General features: G+C 37.3%; 17 protein-coding genes. 7 read left to right on the forward strand and 10 right to left on the reverse strand.

Annotated elements, in window-relative coordinates:
- Positions 1–165: 165 nt before the first annotated feature.
- The 10 genes from rnhA to SB679_RS04445 form a co-directional block, all read right to left on the reverse strand.
- On the reverse strand, positions 166–642 hold the full coding sequence (gene rnhA, locus SB679_RS04400) for a ribonuclease HI (protein WP_410700994.1): 477 nt from the start codon (positions 640–642) through the stop codon (positions 166–168).
- 99 nt (positions 643–741) lie between these two features.
- Complete coding sequence (gene dnaB, locus SB679_RS04405) at positions 742–2328, reverse strand: replicative DNA helicase (protein ID WP_410700995.1); 1587 nt, start codon at positions 2326–2328, stop codon at positions 742–744.
- A gap of 155 nt (positions 2329–2483) precedes the next feature.
- Positions 2484–4586: a gliding motility-associated C-terminal domain-containing protein gene (locus tag SB679_RS04410; RefSeq protein ID WP_410700996.1), complete on the reverse strand. Its 2103-nt coding sequence runs from the start codon at positions 4584–4586 to the stop codon at positions 2484–2486.
- 115 nt (positions 4587–4701) lie between these two features.
- Positions 4702–6786: a T9SS type B sorting domain-containing protein gene (locus SB679_RS04415; RefSeq protein WP_410700997.1), complete on the reverse strand. Its 2085-nt coding sequence runs from the start codon at positions 6784–6786 to the stop codon at positions 4702–4704.
- A 33-nt stretch (positions 6787–6819) separates the two neighbouring features.
- The gene (locus SB679_RS04420; RefSeq protein ID WP_410700998.1) at positions 6820–7431 is read right to left on the reverse strand and encodes a hypothetical protein; all 612 of its coding nucleotides are present in this window, start codon (positions 7429–7431) and stop codon (positions 6820–6822) included.
- A 91-nt stretch (positions 7432–7522) separates the two neighbouring features.
- Positions 7523–8758 (reverse strand): MFS transporter, encoded by a 1236-nt coding sequence (locus tag SB679_RS04425; RefSeq protein ID WP_410700999.1) that lies wholly within the window; start codon positions 8756–8758, stop codon positions 7523–7525.
- Between the two features lie 93 nt (positions 8759–8851).
- Positions 8852–9214, reverse strand: a complete 363-nt coding sequence (locus SB679_RS04430) for a hypothetical protein (RefSeq protein ID WP_410701000.1) — start codon at positions 9212–9214, stop codon at positions 8852–8854.
- Between the two features lie 69 nt (positions 9215–9283).
- Positions 9284–10783: a GH3 auxin-responsive promoter family protein gene (locus SB679_RS04435; RefSeq protein WP_410701001.1), complete on the reverse strand. Its 1500-nt coding sequence runs from the start codon at positions 10781–10783 to the stop codon at positions 9284–9286.
- A 126-nt stretch (positions 10784–10909) separates the two neighbouring features.
- Positions 10910–11197 carry a hypothetical protein gene (locus tag SB679_RS04440; RefSeq protein WP_410701002.1) on the reverse strand — a complete coding sequence of 96 codons (288 nt, stop codon included), beginning with the start codon at positions 11195–11197 and terminating at the stop codon, positions 10910–10912.
- A 179-nt stretch (positions 11198–11376) separates the two neighbouring features.
- Positions 11377–11772, reverse strand: coding sequence for a hypothetical protein (locus SB679_RS04445; protein WP_410701003.1), 396 nt, complete (start codon positions 11770–11772; stop codon positions 11377–11379).
- A 252-nt stretch (positions 11773–12024) separates the two neighbouring features.
- On the opposite strand from SB679_RS04445, the gene mfd reads away from it, so the two are divergent.
- The 7 genes from mfd (at position 12025) to pth (ending at position 20976) form a co-directional block, all read left to right on the forward strand.
- Positions 12025–15393 carry a transcription-repair coupling factor gene (gene mfd / locus SB679_RS04450; RefSeq protein WP_410701004.1) on the forward strand — a complete coding sequence of 1123 codons (3369 nt, stop codon included), beginning with the start codon at positions 12025–12027 and terminating at the stop codon, positions 15391–15393.
- 466 nt (positions 15394–15859) lie between these two features.
- Positions 15860–16681: a hypothetical protein gene (locus SB679_RS04455; protein ID WP_410701005.1), complete on the forward strand. Its 822-nt coding sequence runs from the start codon at positions 15860–15862 to the stop codon at positions 16679–16681.
- A 5-nt stretch (positions 16682–16686) separates the two neighbouring features.
- Positions 16687–17502, forward strand: a complete 816-nt coding sequence (locus SB679_RS04460; protein ID WP_410701006.1) for a hypothetical protein — start codon at positions 16687–16689, stop codon at positions 17500–17502.
- An 8-nt stretch (positions 17503–17510) separates the two neighbouring features.
- Positions 17511–18254 carry a hypothetical protein gene (locus SB679_RS04465; RefSeq protein ID WP_410701007.1) on the forward strand — a complete coding sequence of 248 codons (744 nt, stop codon included), beginning with the start codon at positions 17511–17513 and terminating at the stop codon, positions 18252–18254.
- A gap of 152 nt (positions 18255–18406) precedes the next feature.
- Entirely contained in the window at positions 18407–19276 is an 870-nt protein-coding gene (locus SB679_RS04470; RefSeq protein WP_410701008.1) for a hypothetical protein, read from the forward strand.
- 98 nt (positions 19277–19374) lie between these two features.
- Positions 19375–20325 (forward strand): hypothetical protein, encoded by a 951-nt coding sequence (locus SB679_RS04475; protein ID WP_410701009.1) that lies wholly within the window; start codon positions 19375–19377, stop codon positions 20323–20325.
- 87 nt (positions 20326–20412) lie between these two features.
- A complete protein-coding gene (gene pth, locus SB679_RS04480; protein ID WP_410701010.1) occupies positions 20413–20976 on the forward strand; it encodes an aminoacyl-tRNA hydrolase in 564 nt (187 codons plus the stop codon).
- Positions 20977–20980 lie beyond the last annotated feature (4 nt).

Consider the following 20980-nt stretch of genomic DNA (forward strand, 5'->3'; position numbering starts at 1 on the left):
ATTAGACGTGTAAATATATTAAATCCTAATCAATAAATATGTATTTAATGTTAATTTTGCTAAAAATGATAGTTATTCTTTAATGAATGATAAGTTAGGTAATGAATTAATTAAAGGTATTGAAATGAACTTAGATTGATTAAAAATTTGGATTGTCTTGTTGTTTTAAAAAAGTGAGTTATTTTCCAGATTTTCAAAATAGGTGTCTATTTCAAGCGTATCAGAATTGGTTGCGGCAACGGCTAATTTATCACAAAGCTCATTTTCAAAGTGGCCGGCATGTCCTTTTATCCAGTGCATTTTAGGCTTGTGTGTATTGTATTGCTCAATGAATCTTTTCCAGAGATCAGGGTTTTTTACATTTTTCCAGCCTCTTTTTATCCAACCTGTGATCCAGTTTTGGTTAATTGCATCCGCAACATATTTACTGTCTGTATAAACATGAATATCGTTTTCAGGAGATTTTAATTTTTCTAAAGCCGTGATCACTGCCAGCAGCTCCATTCTGTTGTTGGTTGTTTTACGGAAGCCTTTGGAAAAAGTCTTTTGGTAATTTTTTTCGGGAACGCGCATGAGAATGCCATATCCTCCTTTTCCGGGATTTCCGCTGCAGGCTCCGTCAGTGTATATTTCGATTCTCAAAAATGTAGAGGTATATAAAACTTAATATTCTTACTGTTCAAGAAGGTAAATATTGTAGTAAACCTTCAAGGGAATAAGAATTGTTTTGTTATTAATAGGTTAGAACGGGAAATCATCATCATCGTCAAAGTCATTCATGGAAGACCCTGAAAGTTTTGAGCTGTCCGGAAGATCAAATGCTGCCCCAGGCTGGATCGTAGTCTTGATTTTATCAAAACCGCTCGTTTCATGGGCTCCGAAATTAGAAGGATATCCATCTGGTCCACCCATAGCAGCTTCAATATCACCGAACTTTGCAAAATGCTTAAGGAAAGATAAACGTACATCTGCTGTAGCACCATTCCTGTGTTTTGCAATAATTAATTCTGCCTGATTTTCCGTAGATGTTTCCTGGCCTTCCTCATCATTATCCCAAACAGAAATTTTATAATATTCAGGTCTGAAAATGAAAGACACAATATCTGCATCCTGCTCAATTGCTCCTGATTCCCTTAGATCAGAAAGCTGAGGCCTTTTTCCCGGACGCGTTTCCACACTTCTTGAAAGCTGGGAAAGTGCAATAACCGGAACGTTCAATTCTTTGGCGATCGCTTTTAATGAACGGGAGATCATGGAGATTTCCTGTTCACGGTTTCCTACTCCTTTTCCGCTGCTTCCTGCTGTCATCAGCTGGAGGTAGTCGACCATGATCAGTCTTACGCCATGCTGCATTACCAGTCTTCGGCATTTTGCACGGAAATCGAATATTGAAAGAGAAGGAGTTTCATCAATAAATAGCGGGGCATTTTCCAATTCCGATACATTGGAGAACAGCCTTTGCCACTCGTCATCATCCAAAGTTCCTTTCCTTAATTTCTCAGAAGAAATTTTGGTTTCGGATGCGATCATTCTGGTAATAAGCTGTACAGATGCCATCTCCAGAGAGAAAAGGACCATCGGGATTTTGTGCCCAACTGCTATATTTCTCGCCATGGAAAGAAGGAAAGCTGTTTTACCCATCGCCGGACGTGCTGCAATGATAATAAGGTCAGAGTTTTGCCATCCACCGGTTTCTTTATCAATATCTCTGAATCCCGAAGGTACTCCGGAAATTCCTTCCTTATCTTTTAAAGATTTAATGGTCTCAATAGCCTGCTTTACTAATGAATTGGCAGTATCGAAACCTTTTTTGATCGTTCCGTTGGTAATTTCGAAAAATGACTGTTCGGCTTTATCTAAAAGTTCAAAGACATCCGTGGATTCTTTGTATGAAGAATCAATAACGTTTGCAGAAACATTAATTAAACTACGTAAAATATATTTTTCAAGAATGACACGAACGTGGTATTCAATATGAGCAGATGAACTTACTCCCATGGTAAGGTCTATGATATAATGATCGCCACCAGCCTGACTTAATTTTTCTTCTTTCTTTAAATCCTGAATAATCGTCATCAGATCGACAGGATGGTTTCCTTCGTATAATTTCAGAATGCTAGAAAAAATGACCTGATGTCTTGGGTCGTAAAATACTTCCGCAGTAAGGAGGTCGATAGAATGGTCAAGCCCTTTTTTGTCAATTAAAAAAGTACCGATCACCAGTCTTTCGAAATCTACTGCATTAGGAGGCATTTTCCCATCAGCAATCGAGAGCTCTTTCGCAAAGTTTCCATGTGTAAGAGATGATAAAGTTTCTTTCTGCGCCATGGTGCAAAGATAGTTTATTTAGAAAATAATTGGAAAATAGTAATCAACATTTTCTTGCGGACCTTATTAAGATTCTGTAGGGATAAGGATTTCTTCTGTGAATAAAAAAAATCACCCCAAAGCTGGGGTGATTTTGCAATATTAAAAAAAATCAATTATTCTCTGTTTTTTACCAGTACCCATCCTGAATATTTAGTTTCAGTACTGTTCTTGTCATTTTCGTTCCATGAGATCGTGTACCAGTAGGTACCTGTAAGGATTTTTTTGCCGAAAGCAGTTCCATCCCATTTAAAGTCTCTCATTTTATCTGCTTCATAAAGCTTATTTCCGTATCTGTCATAGACTACGAATACCAGATTTTTCTTGTAAGCTAATGCAGAATAGTCAATTGCATCATTCACGTTGTCCCCGTTAGGAGTAATCGCATTGATAAGATTAGGCACAGTAACGGTAATCTGAATAGGAGTACAGTCGTAAGAATCTTTTACAAATATTTTATTGTCTCCTCTTGGAAGTCCGGTAAATGTATTGGATTCCTGCCATTTGATACCATCTATTGAATACATATAAGGAGGGGTGCCACCTGAAGCATTCACTTTAATAGAATTGTTTGTGATTTCTACACTGGCAATAACCGGTTGCTGAGAAGCATAAACATTTACTGGCTGAAGCGTGAAACATTTACCCGTATGCAATTTAACCCAATAGGCACCAATTCCTGCATTCTGGATAGACTGAGTTGTAGCTCCTGTGCTCCATTCGTAAGAATCAAATCCTGGTCCTGCATCTAAAGTTGTTTTATCTTCCGCACAAATTGTTTTGTCTTTTAGAACGGCAGATTTTACCGGAGGTAATACTTTCAGCGTGATCTTGGCGATAGCATAGCATTGGTTGGTGTTGGTTGCTCTTACATATACTTCCGTATTGGTCGTAATATAGTTCGTTGTATTTACAATTGGGTTCGTCTGACTAGTAGCATCAGCTAACGTTTTGTAAAATTTCTTGTCAAGTCCTGTTTGAGTGCTTACAGGTGCTGTGGTAAGATCGAATAGTCCGTTTGTGATATTGTTGTCAATATAACACTCTTCAACCACCACATCTTTTAATACAACCACAGGATTGAATAATAGTCTGACCGTTGAGGTCGCTATACATCCCAGTGCAGAAGTTACCTTTACATAGATTATTGTTTCCGGAGAAGTATAAGCCGTAGGATTGGTGATTTCATTGGTTCCTGCGTTCAGGTCATTAAGACTTGGGTAATACTGTATTGTAGCGGTATTGGGAGTACCCGGAACTCCATATACATCGGCAGTAGTCAAATTGAAGGTAGCTGAACCGGCACCATTATTATTACATGAATAAAGAGAGGCATTTTTTGCGGTAATGCTTGCATCCTTAAACTTGAATTTATCAGTTATAAAACATCCGTTCATTGGATTGTTCGGATTATTGGGATCCTGATATTTTATCCTGTAATAATAGGTAGTTGTAGCGTTTACTGTAGTAGAAGTAAGTGGATTTTGTCCGGTAACGGCATCATTAGTTGTGTTATGATAAGTAACGATAAAATTGCTGCTGTTGCCATTGAGAATACCTCCTGTAAGAGTCGTAAAATTAAATACGCTAGGAAGTCCGCAGATCATCACCTCATTAGGTTGGCCAGGAGTCGCTGAAGGAAGCCCTGGAGTCACAAATGGATTAGGTGTCAAAGTTATATCATTGAATGCTGAACTAAGAGAAGCTGTTCCTTCCCAATTCAGAGAGAAGCCATTGGGAGAACTTAGGAAGTTATCAACCAGTAGGTAGTAGATTTCACCTGCTACCACATCCATGTATGGGCTCCAAACCGTTTGGTTAGCTCCGCCTGGGGGAATGGTCAGGGATAAACCTGTATTCCCTAAATTATCAGATCCATAATAATTACATCTTATAGGAGATAATAAAGAACTACAGCTAGGATTTGGCCCATAAACAGCAAAGTCATAATCATCAATATTATCATTAGCATCAATGGTAAATGCTAATGTACCCGACGTAGCTATTGTAAATGAATACCATACGGAATAATGTTCTCCTCCTTTCAGACAAAGTGAGGCTGGGGCACCGGTGGTTGGAATATCTACTACATTTCCATGGCCGGAAGGAGTGTAGGATAGATTAGAGTTTCCGCACACAGGAATTGCAGAAGAGCAGTCCGACTGTGCGTAGAATACCTGTGATATGAATAAAATTAAAAGAAGTAGTGATTTTCTCATTTTAAAATGATTTTTGTGAAACAAAATTAGCTAAAATAATGTCAATACGTAATGTAATAAAGATTATTTTGATAAAAAACTGCCCCAAGGGACAGTTTTTTATTTTTTTATTAAATTATTCTTTATTTTTTACAATTACCCATCCTGAGAACTTGATAGGGGTATTCTTTTTGTCATTTTCATTCCATGTTACAGAATACCAATATGTTCCTGTTGGTACTCTTCTTCCTGCAACAGTACCATCCCACTTGAATCCGTTGGATTTGTCGGCTTGATGGATTTTTGATCCGTATCTGTCGAAGATACTTAATACCAAGCTTTGTTTCCCTGAAAGTGCAGAATAGTCAATCACGTCATTTACTCCGTCTCCGTTTGGAGTGATAGCATTAACCAGATTAGGAACAATCACTGAAATAGAGATAGGTTCACAGTCATAAGCATCTTTCACATAGATCTTATGATCTCCTCTTGATATATTCGTAAATATATTGGAGTCCTGCCAATTGATATTATCCAGAGAGTATTTGTAAGGTGGAGTTCCTCCTATAACATTTACCGTTATTGAATTGTTTGAAATGTCAATATTAGAAACAACAGGCTGTTCGTTAGGATATACTTTTACCGTCTGTGTAGTGATACAGTCTCCTGTTTTCAGTTTCACCCAGTAAGTTCCAACTCCTACATTATTGATTGATTGAGTAGTAGCTCCTGTGCTCCATTCATAACCATTGAATCCAGGTCCGGCATCCAATGTTGTTTTGTCTTCAATACATATGATTTTATCAACAAGTACTGCAGATTTTACCGGAGGAAGTACGATTAAAGTTACTTTAGCAACCGAGAAACATCCCTGAGCATTAGATACTCTCACATAAATTACACCATTTGGAGCAATATATGCAGCTGGTGTAAGTATTTCATTAGTTGCGTTTTCAGCATCTGTTAAAGAAGGATAGTACTTCTTGGTAACTCCCGGCTGGCTGCTTACCCCTGCATTGATCAGATTGAATGATGCTGTTGAAGGATTGGTTTCAATAAAGCAAGATCTCAAAGTAGCTTCATTTACAGTTACCGTTGGATGGAATTTTAGAGTAATTTCAGCTATTGTAATACATCCGAACTGGTTGGTTGCCTTTACAAAAGCAGATCCTTCAGCAGAAACATAAGCATAAGGAACCGTGATTTCGTTGATTCCGTTATTCAGATCGTTTAGTGACGGATAGTATTGTAGGGTAACTCCGGTAGTAGGAGCATTGATGGTAGCTGATGTCAGATCATATGATGCTGTCCCCGAATAGTTGTTACTACAAGAAGTAAGTGTAGCCGGAGTAAGGGTGAAAGATTTGTCGATAAACTTAATCGGTCCGAATTCTCTACATTGATTTAAGAAACTGGTTGTGCTGCCAGGATCTACATACGAAATCGCATACGTATAGTTATTCGTAGGATTTACAGGAATAGGACCTGTAATTGGGTTGTTATCATCTGCAGCATCAGCAGCAGATCTATAATATTTAACAACAAAATTAGGATTGTTGTTCAGGATATGTGATGATAACGTCGAGAAATCAAAAGTAAAAGGATTACCGCAAACATTAATATCACCATTTTGTCCAGGCTCCAGGAATGGATTAGGTTGATAGATATGTGATGAGTTATGATCAAATGGGGTAAGCAGTGAAGCGGTACCTCCAAAAGATAAAGTAAACGGTGAAACAGTGGGTGAGTAATTATTTAACAGTAAATAATAAACCTGCCCCGGGAGAACATCGATATATTTTACAAAACCATCCCCGCCGCCATCTTCAGTGGTATCTGTTGATGTCATGTTAAGACCGGTAAGAGGCCTTATAAGGTTATTGTATAATCCTGCAAAAGAACATCTTAAAGGCAGTTCAGTCACATTGGCGCAACTATGATTAGGTCCGTAAAGTGCCCAGTCATAATCAATATCGTAAGCCGTAGGCCCTGTTGGTGTAATGACAAATGTTAAAGTTCCCGCAGTCTGTACACTGAAAGTGAACCAGATGGAATTAGTTTCGGTTTGTAAACACCCGCTTCCCTCTGCCACTGTGCCTGTTCCGCCAGGAGTTAAGGCAATATCAGCATCACTGCAAATAGGTATCGCGGTGATACAGTCCTGCTGTGCATAGGCTACCTGTGCTATGAAAAATAGAAAAAGCAGTAGATATTTTTTCATTTTAATCAGTTTAAAATTTTTTGATCCTTAAGATTATTTGTTGGTTGGAATAAGCTGTCTGCCCCAGTTCGGGATAGAGCTGTCCGAAGAATTGTACTTGGTAAATTCGTTCAGGGCTTTTTGATATTGCTTTTCAGCTTCAGCTTTATCTCCTGATCTTTCAGCGATCCTTGCTTTCAGAATAGCCAATCTTGGATTGTTCGGAGAACTGCTTTCTGCGGTTGCAATATTTTTAGCAATAGCTGTTAATTCTTTTTGAACATCCAGACAGAAATTCAGCTGAATGCTTTGAAGAGAAACAAGTCCCATAAGTATATTCAGTTCAGCATTATCACGCTGGGAGGTAAATGCTGCAAATCCAGCTTTTCCTGCAAGTGCATTAGGTTCCCTAAGAGACTCTGCCGGTCCTTTTTTCGCTAACTGATCTGTTTTAAGAAGCATAGCAGCAGACTGGTAGTAATATGCCTGCCATCTTTCGGAAGCATTAGCTGTTGAAAATTTCTTAAAAAGCGCATCGTAATCATTTACTGTTTTAGATGTATTGAATTGTAAAACAGTCTGTTGTAGGTTTTTTTCTGTAAATGCCTGTGCTTTGGCCCCAAAGCCTGCTACGCAAAAGCAGAACATTAGTAAAAATTTGTTCATAAAGGGGGAATTTTATAAGGCAAATATAAAAAATTATTAACGTTGATTTAAAGATTTTGTGATATATTTAATAAATCTGCTATATTGGTTTTCAATATTGCATTTTTCTAAGCTTGGAATTTGTACTTCCTACAAAAAGAGCAATCAGTACCGTCATCGTTCCCCCGAAAATCACAGAACGTACTACTCCTAATAATTTTGCAGCCAGTCCGCTTTCAAATTGCCCCATTTCATTACTGGACATGATGAATATAGAATTCACACTCAATACGCGCCCTCTTATATGATCCGGTGTTTTCAGCTGTACAATAGTTCCTCTGATCACTACGGAAATTCCATCAAGCATTCCACTCATAACCAGGAACAGGAAGGAAAGCCAATACAGTTTGGATAATCCAAATCCTATAATACACAGCCCAAAACCGGCAACCGCTACCAGAAGTATTTTTCCCTGATTCTTTCTTAAGGGAACAACGGACAGAAGAGTAATAATGCACATTGAACCAATATCAGAAGCCGCATTTAAGAATCCAAAACCTTCAGCTCCTGCATCTAGAATATCAGTGGCAAATACCGGAATAAGCGCTACCGCACCTCCGAAAAGTACAGCAAACATATCCAGACATAATGCGCCTAAAATTTCTTTGGTCTTAAAAATATAGGAAATTCCTTCACGCATACTTTCCACCACATTTACCGTTTCTTTTTTATATTCCGAATGCTGCTTATTCAGGTTCCAGAAAAACAGAGAAGCCGTAAAAATCAGGGAAATAATCACTACTAAAGTCCATTTTACACCAAATGAACCAATAAGAAATCCGCCGATTGCATGTCCACAAACCGAAGAAATAAGAAAAGTAGCCTGATTCAGGGTTACCGCATTCGGAAGATTATCTTTCTTTACAATTTTAGGAATCATTGAAGGAACGATGGGCCCAATAAAAGCCCTGGCAATTCCCGTGAAGAAGATAACCCCATAAATATAATAAGTAATCTGATGACCCGTAAAATGCAGCTGTACATTAAAAAATGCAGGAATCAACAGCAGGCCGATCAGAAAAATATAGGCATAATTACAGATCAGAAGTAGTCTCTTCTTTTCATTCATGTCGATAACATGTCCCGCATACAACGCGCAGCTTACCGCAGGAATTACTTCCGAGAGTCCAATAAGACCAATGGAAAAGGGATCTTTTGTTAGCTGATATACCCACCATCCCAATAAAGTAGCAAGCATTCTGAAGGCTAAAACAATAAAAAATCTCCCGGTAAGAAGATTTCTGAATTCAACATTTTGCAATGTTTTTAACGGTGTAAAAGAAATCATGCACAAAAATAGCCCTAAATATCTATTTAAGGCTGTTTTTATACTGTATTTTTAAATGATAAATCAAATATATACTGAAAGATAAAATCTATTTTAGTCTGCTCGTAAAGAACTGATCACAAGGGCTGCAACTCCCGCTGCACCGATAACCGTAGCTCCTGCAACTACTCTTGCTTTCGATCTGTCTTTTACAGCTGCAACATTAGATTTTGGAATGATCACTACCGCACTGTCTTTTTTACCGGCTGTGCCTACAAGTTTATCGCCGTCTATATTTCGGAACAACATTTTTTGTTTTGGAGAACCGTCTTTCATGGTCACTACATACATTCTTCCGGCTTCCAGATTAGAATAGTTATTCTTTGAAACATCTTCACTGTACTTGGTCGTAGCACAAGATGAAATTACAAATAAGGACGTTAGTAAAGATGATTTTAGAAGTACAGATGCTTTCATTATTATTTTTTAATTTTTCAAATTTATAATTTTTTTTGAATATACGTTTTTGGAATTGAAAAAATATGACTAAAATTTGTAGATTTCTAATAAATCAGCAATTTTTCTGTCGTTGGCCAGCCTTGGGATCTTATTTTGTCCGCCCAGCTTTCCCTGAGATTTGGCATATTCCTGAAATGCATTTTTCTTTAGTTTGCTGATGTGCAGTTTCTGTAAAATATTTCCGGAAATCAAGTCATCATAATATGTGTTCCTTTTTCTTAACTGGTCGTCGAGCTCATTTCTAAATAATTCCATGTCATCAGGCTGTTTTTCAAACTCTATCAGCCATTCATGATACGGAAGACCTTCTGCCGGATTTACCTCAGGAGCCAGATGGAATTCTGTAATCTGAGCGGGGTGTTTTTCCAACGCCGCTTTAAGAGCTTCCTCAACTTCAAAAGCAATAACATGTTCCCCGAAAGCTGAAGTAAAATGCTTCGTTCTTCCGCTTACCAAAATTCTATAAGGATTTTTATCAATAAATCTCACCACATCCCCAATAGAATAGGCCCACAAACCGGAATTGGTCGTCAGGATCAAAGCATAGTCTTTATTGAGCTCAACATCCTTTAACGGTAATCTTTGGGCATCAGGTTTTCCATATTCTTCCAAAGGAATAAACTCATAGAAAATACCATGATTGGTTAACAGAAGAAGTCCCTCTTTCGAATAATCATCCTGAAAAGCAAAAAAACCTTCAGAAGCAGGAAAAGTTTGGATGATATCTACTTTCCCGCCCAGTAAATCTTCCATCTTATCACGGTAAGGTTCATAATTTACACCGCCGGTTACGATAAGCTGTAAATTGGGAAACAATTCTTTGATCTTCTTGCCATGCTTTTCAGTAAGTGTTTCAAAATACATGATCAGCCATGGCGGGATTCCGGATATCAGAGTCATGTCCTGCTTTTCAGTTTCCTCAACTATTTTTTCAACTTTCGTTTCCCAGTCTTCTATTACATTGGTTTCCCAGCTTGGAAGCCTGTTTTTTTGAAGATAGTTGGGAATATGGTGGGCAACAATGCCGGATAATCTTCCTGTTTTTATTCCGAAAACTTCTTCCAGTTCAGGATTTCCCTGAAGGAAAATCATTTTACCCTTAATGAAATCTGCATTATTTTTCTTGTGAATATAATGGAACAGTGCACTTTGTGCTCCGGCAATCTGAAAAGGCATTCCTTCTTTAGAAATCGGAATGTATTTTGATCCGGATGTAGTTCCCGATGTCTTTGCGAAATATTCCGGTGTTGCTGTCCAGAGAATATTGGCCTGGCCTCTTTTTACTTTTTCTATATAAGGTTTCAGGTCTTCATAATCGGCGACCGAAACTCTTTTCTGAAAATCATGGATTGAATGAATATTCTCGAAATCATGTTCTCTTCCAAAAAGGGTTTTCTTAGCCGTCTCTACCAAAGACAACAATAGGTTTTCCTGATTCTTTTCAGGATTTTTTTTGAATTCCTCAGCCTTTTGAACATGTTTTTTTGCCCAAATAAGTGCCGCATTTTTCTTGAAGAAGTTTAACATGGGTCAAATTTATAAATAACTGAAGAATTTGCCGTCATTTTAATACAATATGCAAAAAAAAACCGATGAATGAGTATCATCGGTTCTTCGAAATTTGATTATGAAAATAACAACTATAAGTTGAGTTTATTTATTTGCTTTATACCTTTTATCCGGAGTTCCGTCTTTTTTCAGGTGTTGGCTGTTTTTATATCTTTTATCCGGAGTTCCGTCCTTTTTCATCTTAACAGCTGTTGGAGCTGCGGCTGGTTTAGCCTCTTTGGCTGGCGTCATTGCTGCAGTTTTAGCAGGTGCTTTTGTATGATGCGCTACCTTTGGAGGTGGAGGAGGAGGTGTTGTTGCCGGAGTAGTCTGTTGTGCTGTTGCAAGTCCTAATCCTAAGAGTAATGACATTGCGGATAATAGTTTTTTCATAAGAATTAATGTTTGTTTTTCGTTACTCAAATGTAAGCAAAAAGTAAGCTGAAAAATTGAATTTGAGAAACTTAACTAAAGTTTATTACAGATTAAAAAAAGCTTAAAGGTTGTGGGGATATTATAATAAAGCCTGCCTTCATGTAAGAAGGCAGGCTTTAAAAATTTATATCATGATTTTAACGTGTACAATTGGCTGTCCATGTTTTACCGTCTTTGATAAATAAAATTTTCAATTCATTATTGTCAATTCTGATGTATGATGTACCGGAAGATCCAATCATTACTAAGGTATGGTCCCCTTGTTGCTCAAACTCCACCCCATTAAGGTCTGGAATACTGTTGGAGAATGCGAAGTTATACTTGGTTCCACTTGCGATTTTCGTTACAAATACACTTCCGTTGTCAGTACTGATGTTGGTGGAGCCACCATCTTTATAAGTGATAGTTCCTTTGTAAGTTCCTGCGAAAAAATCATTGTTGGTGGGATCGTCATCATGGCTGCACGACGAAAAAGATAAAACGGCAAAAACTGCCAGCATACATACTCCTAAAATTTTAATTGCTTTTTTCATAATATTATTTCTTAAGTTGTTGTTAGTACTAATTTCCCAAACACTATGCCATGCGAGATTTTGAGTATTTTTTTAACTTTTATTTACAAATTATAGCATAAAATTAAGATTAAGGATTGGTGGGGTATTTGTTATAAATTTTGAATAATCCGTAACGAAATTTGAAAGAAAAAATATTCTTACCTTTGTGTAGTCAGAAACGGTTTCGGAAAACTCCCGAAATCGCTTTTGTCGTTTATACCATTACTATTTATGCAGTTAAAACCAATCAATGAAAAGTTTCTTCCGGATCTGCTACAAAGAGAATTTGGAAAAGAAATTTTTATGCAGCTGGAAAGCAGTCAGCATATTTCTGTAAGAGGAAGTGCAGGTTCTTCAGTTTCTATTTTTATAGCTGAACTTTTTTTAACCCAGAAAAAGAATATTCTTTATGTGGTAGATGATAAAGAAGAGGCTCTTTATGCCAATACTGAAATGGAAGACCTTCTTGGAAAAGATAAAGTTCTGTATTTTCCGGCAACACACCTTGAACCTTACCAGGTTGAAAAAACTCAAAATGCCAATCTTGTTTTACGAACCGAGGTTTTAAATAAAATAAATTCAGGAAGATCTCCGAAAGTGATTGTAGCCTATGCAGGAGCTTTATCAGAGAAAGTTCTTAAAAAAGAAGATTTTAAAGCAATTTCCCATCAGATTAAAGTAGGAGACCAGCTTGATTTTGATTTTGTTGATGAATTGCTGAGTCATTACAACTTCCAGCAGACTGATTTTGTATCCGAGCCGGGAGAATTTTCTGTGAGAGGAGGAATTGTAGACGTTTTTTCCTATTCATATGAACGTCCGTACAGGATTACCTTCTTTGGGAATGAAGTTGAAAATATCAAAACCTTTGATATTGAAACACAACTTTCCATAGATAAGGTAAAAGAGTTTCAGCTGGTTTCCAATATGAATTTCTCGGTATCCGGAAGCCGGGTATCCTTATTGCAGCTGCTGCCGAAAGAAAGCTTCATTGTTTCTAAAAATGGAGTGTTAGGCATGCAGAGAATTAAAACATTCTATGAAAAGTCATTAGAAAAGTATGAGACGTTAAGTAAAGATATTGCCCACAGACCCCCGAATGAACTTTTTATTTCCGATCAGGAATTTCTGTTTGATTATAAGAAATTTGCAACCGTTGATTTCGGAAGCGTTTCTATCGATGGAATTAAGGAAATGGCTGAAATTAAAATTGAACAGATTCCTCAGCCGACTTTCCATAAAAATTTTGAACTGCTTATAGAAGATTTGGAAGAAAAGCAGTCGGCAGGTTTCGATACGTGGATTTCTTTTTCCACAGAAAAACAAAGGGAAAGACTTGAATCTATTTTTGAAGAACTGGAACATCAGCTCCCGTTTAAAAGTTTCAAGTCTGAATTGCATGAAGGGTTTGTTGATAATGGACACAAGCTTTTGGTGTATACAGACCACCAGATTTTCGACCGATATCAAAGGTATAAAGCCAAAAATAATTTCGCAAAATCTGAACAGCTTACTCTAAAAGACCTAATGTCCCTGAAAGTAGGAGACTATATTGCCCATATCGACCACGGAATCGGAAAATTTATGGGATTGGTTAAAGTTAATAATGATGGAAAAATTCAGGAATGCTTTAAACTGACCTATAAGAACGGTGATTTATTATATGTAAGCATTCACTCACTTCATAAAATTTCAAAATTCAACGGACCGGACGGAAAAGAAGTTACGCTAAGTAAACTGGGATCCCCAGCCTGGAAATCATTAAAACAAAAAACGAAAGCGAAAGTAAAACAAATTGCTTTCGATCTTATACGTTTGTATGCGGAAAGAAAGACAGCGAAAGGATTTGCCTTCACTCCGGATTCTTATCTGCAAAATGAATTGGAGGCAAGTTTTATTTATGAGGATACTCCGGATCAGGAAAAAGCAACGATTGACGTAAAAAAAGACATGGAAGCCGATACGGTCATGGACCGGTTGGTGTGTGGTGATGTAGGTTTTGGAAAAACCGAAGTTGCAGTCCGTGCAGCTTTTAAAGCCGCCACTGACGGAAAGCAGGTTGCTATTTTGGTGCCGACTACAATTCTGGCGTTCCAGCATTACAGAAGTTTTAAAGAGCGACTGAAAGATTTTCCTGTAACGGTTTCTTATGTCAACAGATTCAGAACCGCAAAACAAAAGACAGAAACTTTAAATGCTTTAAAAGAGGGAAAAGTAGATATTATTATAGGAACGCATCAGTTGGTAAGCAGCTCCGTAAAGTTTAAGGATTTAGGTTTACTGATTATTGATGAAGAGCATAAATTTGGAGTTTCAGTAAAAGATAAGCTTAAAACACTGAAAAATAATGTGGATACGCTTACGTTGACGGCTACTCCTATTCCAAGAACACTGCAGTTCTCTCTGATGGCAGCAAGGGATCTGTCAGTTATCAAAACACCACCACCCAACAGACAGCCGGTTGATACGCAGCTGGTAGGGTTTAATGAAGAAATCATTCGTGATGCTGTTTCTTATGAGCTGCAAAGGGATGGACAGGTGTATTTTATCAATAACAGGATTGAAAATCTTAAAGATATTGCCGGGCTTATTCAAAGGCTGGTTCCGGATGCAAGAGTGATCACGGGACATGGCCAGATGGAAGGGAAACAGCTGGAAAAGAATGTGCTGGATTTCATGGAAGGAAAGTATGACGTCCTTGTATCTACAACGATTGTTGAAAGCGGCGTGGACGTTCCTAATGCCAATACCATTTTCATTAATGATGCCCAAAGATTCGGGATGGCAGATCTTCACCAGATGCGCGGTAGAGTAGGACGAAGCAACCGAAAGGCATTTTGCTACCTGATTACTCCGCCTTATGATATGATGACCTCCGATGCCAGAAAGCGTCTCGAGGCGATTGAGCAGTTTTCCGATTTGGGGAGTGGTTTCCAGATTGCGATGAAGGACCTTGAAATTCGTGGGGCAGGTGATCTGCTGGGTGCTGAACAGAGCGGGTTCATCAATGAAATGGGATTTGAAACGTATCAGAAGCTGATGCAGGAGGCGCTTGAAGAACTGAAAGACGATGAGGATTTCGAAAACCTGTTTGACAATGAAGAAGACAGACAAAAGCTTTTCAAATCTGTAAAAGATGTGAATATTGATACGGATCTTGAACTCATGCTTCCGGATTCTTATATATCAAGTATTGAAGAAAGACTGTTACTTTATCAGAAATTAGCGGATATCGACAATGAGCAAACTCTTCAGCAATTTGAATCGGAATTAACAGACCGTTTCGGGGCATTGCCAAAAGAAGCTGTTAATTTGTTAAAGAGTGTTGCCTTGAAATGGTTAGCTTCAGACATAGGTTTTGAGAAAATTGTGATGAAAAACGGTGTGTTTTTAGGATATTTCCCGGGTAATCCGCAGGATAAGTTTTACCAGACGGATCGATTCAGACATATTATCAGCTATTTAACTCAGAATCCTGCCGAAGCTCAGCTTAAAGAAAAAGTAGGTAAGGAAGGAAATCAACTGATGATGAGGAAGGAGAAGGTGAAGAATGTAGATGAGGTAAATATCCTATTGAAAGCTATTATTGGACATAGCTGAAAATAACCACTCATTTTTTTGGTCTTATTATTCACATAAAAAAAATCTAGAATACCCGGTACTTTTAGATTTTTTTTATTTTTTCTCCTGTTAGATCTCTTTCTGCTCCTCTTTTCGGGAGTTCTTTTTTAATCAATTTCCTTATAAATAGTATATTTTTCATGATTTTTATCAAAAATCAGAAATATTATTACATTCAAAATTTAAATCACTAATTACGGATAAACAGTGTCTGTGGGCTCTACAAGTCACATTTTAATGAGAAAAATAAAGCTGTTAACCTTGATGTAATCAATGTTTTGAAGGATTGATTTTTTACTAATTATGATAAAAAAATATTCAAATAATGTAATAAGTCTACTTTTTAAGTGGTGAATTATATGTTGTAATAAGCTTACTACTATTGGTTTAACGGGCTTTTAATTGGTTTTTTGTGTTGGCAATTTGTACCTTTGCAGCCCTTAATATGAAAAAATCAATGTATTGCTGTTTAGCTGGGCTTTTATCGCTTTATGCTAACGCGCAGGTGGGAATAGGTACTAGTTCGCCCAATTCTACTCTCGATGTCAACGGGAAAACCACCTTGAGAAAAGAACTTAGAGTAGGCGGTACTTCAGCTTTGGCAGGAAGTGCCGGATTAAACGGCCAGGTTTTGGTTTCACAGGGAGAAGGATTGCCTCCTGTTTGGAAGTCATTAAATCTTTCTTTTATGGAAGAAGGACAGTACAAATTAATAAATTCGTATTTATCATCAGACCAGGTGGGTATCACTACTCTTTCCAGCAACATAGCAGGAGATACCATTTATAAAAATAATGTTGCTGATGATATAACCGATACCAATAAAGGAAAATGGGTAGAGATTCCGGGACTTGAAAATAATTTTACAATCAAAAATGGAAAAAACAGATTGACCTATCAGTTCCAGACAGGAGTTGAAATGAAAGCTCCGGTTGCGACAACGTCCCAGAATATTGGATTTGCATGTGCGGTTTTCAGAAACGGAAAGCTTGTGGCTGTACGTCCGGATAAAATCTCTTCCAATAATAATTCTGATAAAGAAGGCATCCAGGACTATATTTTCACACTTAGTTATACAGAACAGAATGCACCTGTAGGAATACAGAAAGTGAAAGTTGCGTGCAGAAAAATCGATGTATCCAATGTAGCATCCCAGTTTGTAATAGGTCGTAATGTGTCGAATACCAATACAGTTTCCAATGCATTTACCCTTGAGTCTGTTATGAAAATAGACGTTATTGAATATGTAACCTACAAAGCCAATTAATAGCGATGAAAAAATTATTATCGACTCTGCTTTTTTCAGCGGGGCTTTTATTATCTGCACAAATCGGAATAAAAACGGAAAGTCCAAAAGCAAGCCTGGATGTGAATGGTGATGTGAATTTTAGAAATAAAATAGTGGTACTTAACACTACCGATAACACACTTTTTCAGGGGAATAATGACCAGCTTTTGGTTTCTCAGGGTGAAGGATATCCTCCAACATGGAAAACACTCCGTATTCCTGAATATGAATCTAATAAATTTTACTTAATATTTAACAACTCTTTTTCGGATAAGACGGGAGTTAAATTTACAAATACGGAACAATCAGCAATTACAGCAAGATCTACAACGTTTGCGAAAGGAAATGATATCGGTACATTTTCAGGATTTAAAAAAATAGATGGATTGTCGCAGCCTATTACGGTTTACAGCTTGGAAAGTAAAACGTATTTCCAGTTTGAAACTGTGGTTCAGGCTACGTTTCCAGCCAATACATCTCCTGATATCTCCATTGATTATGCCTGCGGTATTTTTGTGGATAATAAATTAGTTAACCTGAGACAAAGAAACCTGAAAGCGAGTAGTGCTTCAAATACTTTTATCACTCATAATCAGATTGGGGTAGTATCCAATCTTTCTAAAGGTTCACATAACATAAGTGTGGCATGTTCAAGGTTAAAATCTTACAATACAACAAATGATGTTGTATTAGCTATCGGAATTAATGCAAGCAGCAATATTAATGACTTTATTACCCAGTCTTCTCTTAAAGTAGACGTGTATGAAGTTCCACAGGTCTTTAATTCTATTACAAACTAAATCAAATCATGAAAAAAATATTTTTTATAACATCTTTATTGCTGACTGTTTTTGCTCATGCGCAAGTGGGCATTAATACATCGACTCCGGTTAATATGCTGGATGTAAATGGAGATCTTAGTGTAAGAAAAGAAATCAGAACAGGAGGAACCAATCTGTTGAAAGGTTCCGCGGGAGAAGCAGGCACGATGCTACACAATAATACAGACCTTGCTGGTAATGATTGGAAAAGTGTGAAAATTGCGGATGGACAGGGAAGTATGGCCATGTTTTCTATGAATTCTGTTTCGGATCAGACGGGAGCTGTTTTCAATAATGGAAATGGATCTACGGCACCTTATGGTGAAGGAGACGCATTAGGGAATACGTGGACTGTACTTGCAGGTAATACAGATACTTTTTCTATTACCAATGCTACCAATAAAGTCGTATTCAATTTTCAGACAACGGCTCAAAAGACAGGAAATACAACCGCTTCTTCAGGTTTTGCCTGTGGTATTTTTGTGGATAATGCACTTAGAGCAGTGAGAACGGATGTATTGTTAGGTAGTGAGGGATCCTATAAGATTTTTAATCTTAATGCAACGCTTACCAACCTGGGCCTTAAAAACAATTACAGTGTGAAAGTAGCCTGTACAAAACGAAATCTAAATGCGGGAACGCTGGGAATAGGTACAGCAGTGAATACTACTTTCTTGAATAGTGAGATGTCGCAGTCTGTTTTGACGACCTCTGTTTTACAGCCGTATTAATTTCATAATAAAATATAATTGAAAATCTAAAAATGACATGTTTTTAGATTTTTTTTTGTGTATAAAATTAAATAATTGCGATTTGTTTAAAAAAATGAATGTTCTGAAAAAAAAATAAATTATATTTGAAGCGGCTAAAATCTAAATTTTACATGGGAAAAAACTATCTTCTTAAAATACTTGCTGGAATACTTTTCGGGTTTATGGTTTCTTGTGATAATACGACTTCAGATCCTGTAGAACCCGGCGGTTCAGGTGGAAATGGCACTACACCTCCAGACTCCAGAGTTTTGGATAAGATTACCGTTAACAATGCGGTTCAGGAAGAATACATCACCAACGCCGGTATTTTACAAAAAGGTACCGTAAAAGATGATAATACGGCTGGCGCTACATTAACGGGTGCAGTAACGTATACAAGTAATAAAATAATCTCCAACATAAAATTTACCGGAACTGCAGCGGGCAGCACTGCATATGATTTCAATGTTATTTTAGACAGCAATGGAAGAGTATACAGCACAGCATGCGTTGCTACCGCATCCACGGCACCCAATTCATATATAAGCGATTTTGTTTACACCTATGATGCGACAGGAAAGCTTACGAAGGTAGTGGAAAAGAGAAAAGTAGGAGGGATGACTACCTATACTGTCTTTACACAGGCTGTACTTAACTATGTGGGAGAAAATGTTACTCAGGCAGTTTGGTCAAAAGGAGTAGTAGATGGAACCGGTGCTCCGAATATGGCGACTGCAACCACTAATATCTATAATTTTCAGAATTATGATACGAGAAAAAGCCCGTATAGTACACTGCCTAAAGCATTCTTTGTGGTATGGAGCTTGATTCGTCCGCAGAATTTTTATACAATTTCTCCGAATAACCCTACATCAATGTACTTCATGTATCCGTCTCCGACGCCTGCAGTAAGTATTCCTAAGTCATATATGTATGATTCTCAGAATTATCCAACTTCAGATCAAACTCAAACCGTAAAGTATACATACAAAACTTTATAAGAGCTAATACATTATTAGTTTTACTAGAATATAAATAAAAATATAATTTTTATGCAAAAAAAAATTATATTTGTGGAAATATAAACAATCACCTGGAAATGAAACAACTTTTCTACTTTATCTTATTATTAGCAGGTTTCTCTTCGGTACATTCTTGCAAGGATTTATTGGATGATGACGGAAATCCTTTAGTGGATTTGAACAATACCGGAGGCTTAATAGGTCCAAGAGCTCTTTACAGAGAGATTACAGATGCTGATACCATAGCAGAATACCAATATAACGGACTTCTTCTATCAAAAGTTCTTTCAAGCGGTGTTGCTGCAGGAAAACCGAAATCAATCACTGACATCATGTACAGTGGAGATAAAGTAAGCAAAATCAATTTTAACGGGTACCTTGATCTTGATGATAATGGTAGTATAGATACAGACAGCGTTTCTTATACTCAGTTATTTACCTATGGAAACAGCGGAAGATTAGAAACAATTTCAGAAAACCGTTCTATTTACAGAAGACCTCCAATTGTTCCGCCGGCTACTACACCGAACCCAATGGCATTGTTGAGAAAGTCTAAAACATTATACAGCTTAGAATACAGTACAACAACTTCCAAGCTGGAAACCATTACTATGAGAAACGGTCCTGATGCTTCAGGAATTCCATTTGCGTATACCGACTATTCAAAAACTACGTATACGTATTTAGGAGATAATATTTCCAGAGCAGAAAGAAATTACGGACCTATGACAGGAGGTGTATTTGGAACCGCTACAGAAAGATACGGATATGATTTTAGCAGTTATGATACTCAAATCAGTCCATTTACTTTATTGCCAATGGCTTATAAGATCTCAAGGCTTTTATCTACAGAAAGAAATGATGCGGAAAGTTTTATCCTTTCTCCGAACAGTCCGAAAAGACTTTCAGTTTCAGATCTTACATTACCGATTCCGGCACCTGTTATTCAGACAACGAATTATTCATATGATCCTCAGACCTACATGACTAAAGGATTGGGTGTAAATTATATTTATAAACCTTTATAGGAAAACAAATTTTAATAATATGTAAACTCAATCTTTCTAAGGTTGAGTTTTTTATTTTTTATCTCTTAATTTTGCAAAAAATTTCTCATGAAATATTTAATAGTGGGCTTAGGCAACAAAGGCCCGGAATACGAAAATACAAGACACAATATAGGCTTTAAAGTTGCTGAAAAAGTGGCTGAGACGTTGGAGGCTTCATTCAATACCACCAATTTCGGATGGATGGCAGAAGGCAAATATAAAGGAAGAAAAGTACTTGTACTGAAACCGGATACCTATATGAACCTTTCAGGAAATGCGGTGAAATTCTGGATGCAGAAAGAGAATATTCCGCTGGAAAATGTACTTATTGTCACAGACGATTTAGTACTGCCTTTCGGAACGTTAAGAATGAAAATGAAAGGCTCCGATGCCGGGCATAACGGGCTTAAAAGCGTTAACGAGATGCTTCAGACTCAAAATTATGCGAGACTCCGTTTTGGGATCTCTGCTGATTTTTCTGAAGGAAGACAGGTAGATTATGTACTGGGTACCTGGAATGAAGAGGAATCTGAAAAGCTTTCCGAAAGAATCGACAAATTTTCGAAAGCCTGCCTGTCATTTGTTTTTGCTGGCATCAATAATACCATGTCTGCTTTTAACGGAAAATAATTTA

The organism is Chryseobacterium sp. SIMBA_029 (genome assembly GCF_046535275.1).
Lineage (GTDB): Bacteria > Bacteroidota > Bacteroidia > Flavobacteriales > Weeksellaceae > Chryseobacterium.

Bases quoted from the DNA above. Each gene is read 5' to 3' on its own strand.
- pth (WP_410701010.1), top strand. From the start codon at position 20,413: ATGAAATATTTAATAGTGGGCTTAGGCAACAAAGGCCCGGAATACGAA.
- SB679_RS04460 (WP_410701006.1), top strand. From the start codon at position 16,687: ATGAAAAAATTATTATCGACTCTGCTTTTTTCAGCGGGGCTTTTATTA.
- SB679_RS04430 (WP_410701000.1), bottom strand. From the start codon at position 9,214: ATGAAAGCATCTGTACTTCTAAAATCATCTTTACTAACGTCCTTATTT.
- SB679_RS04470 (WP_410701008.1), top strand. From the start codon at position 18,407: ATGGGAAAAAACTATCTTCTTAAAATACTTGCTGGAATACTTTTCGGG.
- SB679_RS04475 (WP_410701009.1), top strand. From the start codon at position 19,375: ATGAAACAACTTTTCTACTTTATCTTATTATTAGCAGGTTTCTCTTCG.
- SB679_RS04445 (WP_410701003.1), bottom strand. From the start codon at position 11,772: ATGAAAAAAGCAATTAAAATTTTAGGAGTATGTATGCTGGCAGTTTTT.
- SB679_RS04425 (WP_410700999.1), bottom strand. From the start codon at position 8,758: ATGATTTCTTTTACACCGTTAAAAACATTGCAAAATGTTGAATTCAGA.
- SB679_RS04410 (WP_410700996.1), bottom strand. From the start codon at position 4,586: ATGAGAAAATCACTACTTCTTTTAATTTTATTCATATCACAGGTATTC.
- mfd (WP_410701004.1), top strand. From the start codon at position 12,025: ATGCAGTTAAAACCAATCAATGAAAAGTTTCTTCCGGATCTGCTACAA.
- SB679_RS04420 (WP_410700998.1), bottom strand. From the start codon at position 7,431: ATGAACAAATTTTTACTAATGTTCTGCTTTTGCGTAGCAGGCTTTGGG.
- SB679_RS04465 (WP_410701007.1), top strand. From the start codon at position 17,511: ATGAAAAAAATATTTTTTATAACATCTTTATTGCTGACTGTTTTTGCT.
- SB679_RS04435 (WP_410701001.1), bottom strand. From the start codon at position 10,783: ATGTTAAACTTCTTCAAGAAAAATGCGGCACTTATTTGGGCAAAAAAA.
- SB679_RS04415 (WP_410700997.1), bottom strand. From the start codon at position 6,786: ATGAAAAAATATCTACTGCTTTTTCTATTTTTCATAGCACAGGTAGCC.
- SB679_RS04455 (WP_410701005.1), top strand. From the start codon at position 15,860: ATGAAAAAATCAATGTATTGCTGTTTAGCTGGGCTTTTATCGCTTTAT.
- dnaB (WP_410700995.1), bottom strand. From the start codon at position 2,328: ATGGCGCAGAAAGAAACTTTATCATCTCTTACACATGGAAACTTTGCG.
- SB679_RS04440 (WP_410701002.1), bottom strand. From the start codon at position 11,197: ATGAAAAAACTATTATCCGCAATGTCATTACTCTTAGGATTAGGACTT.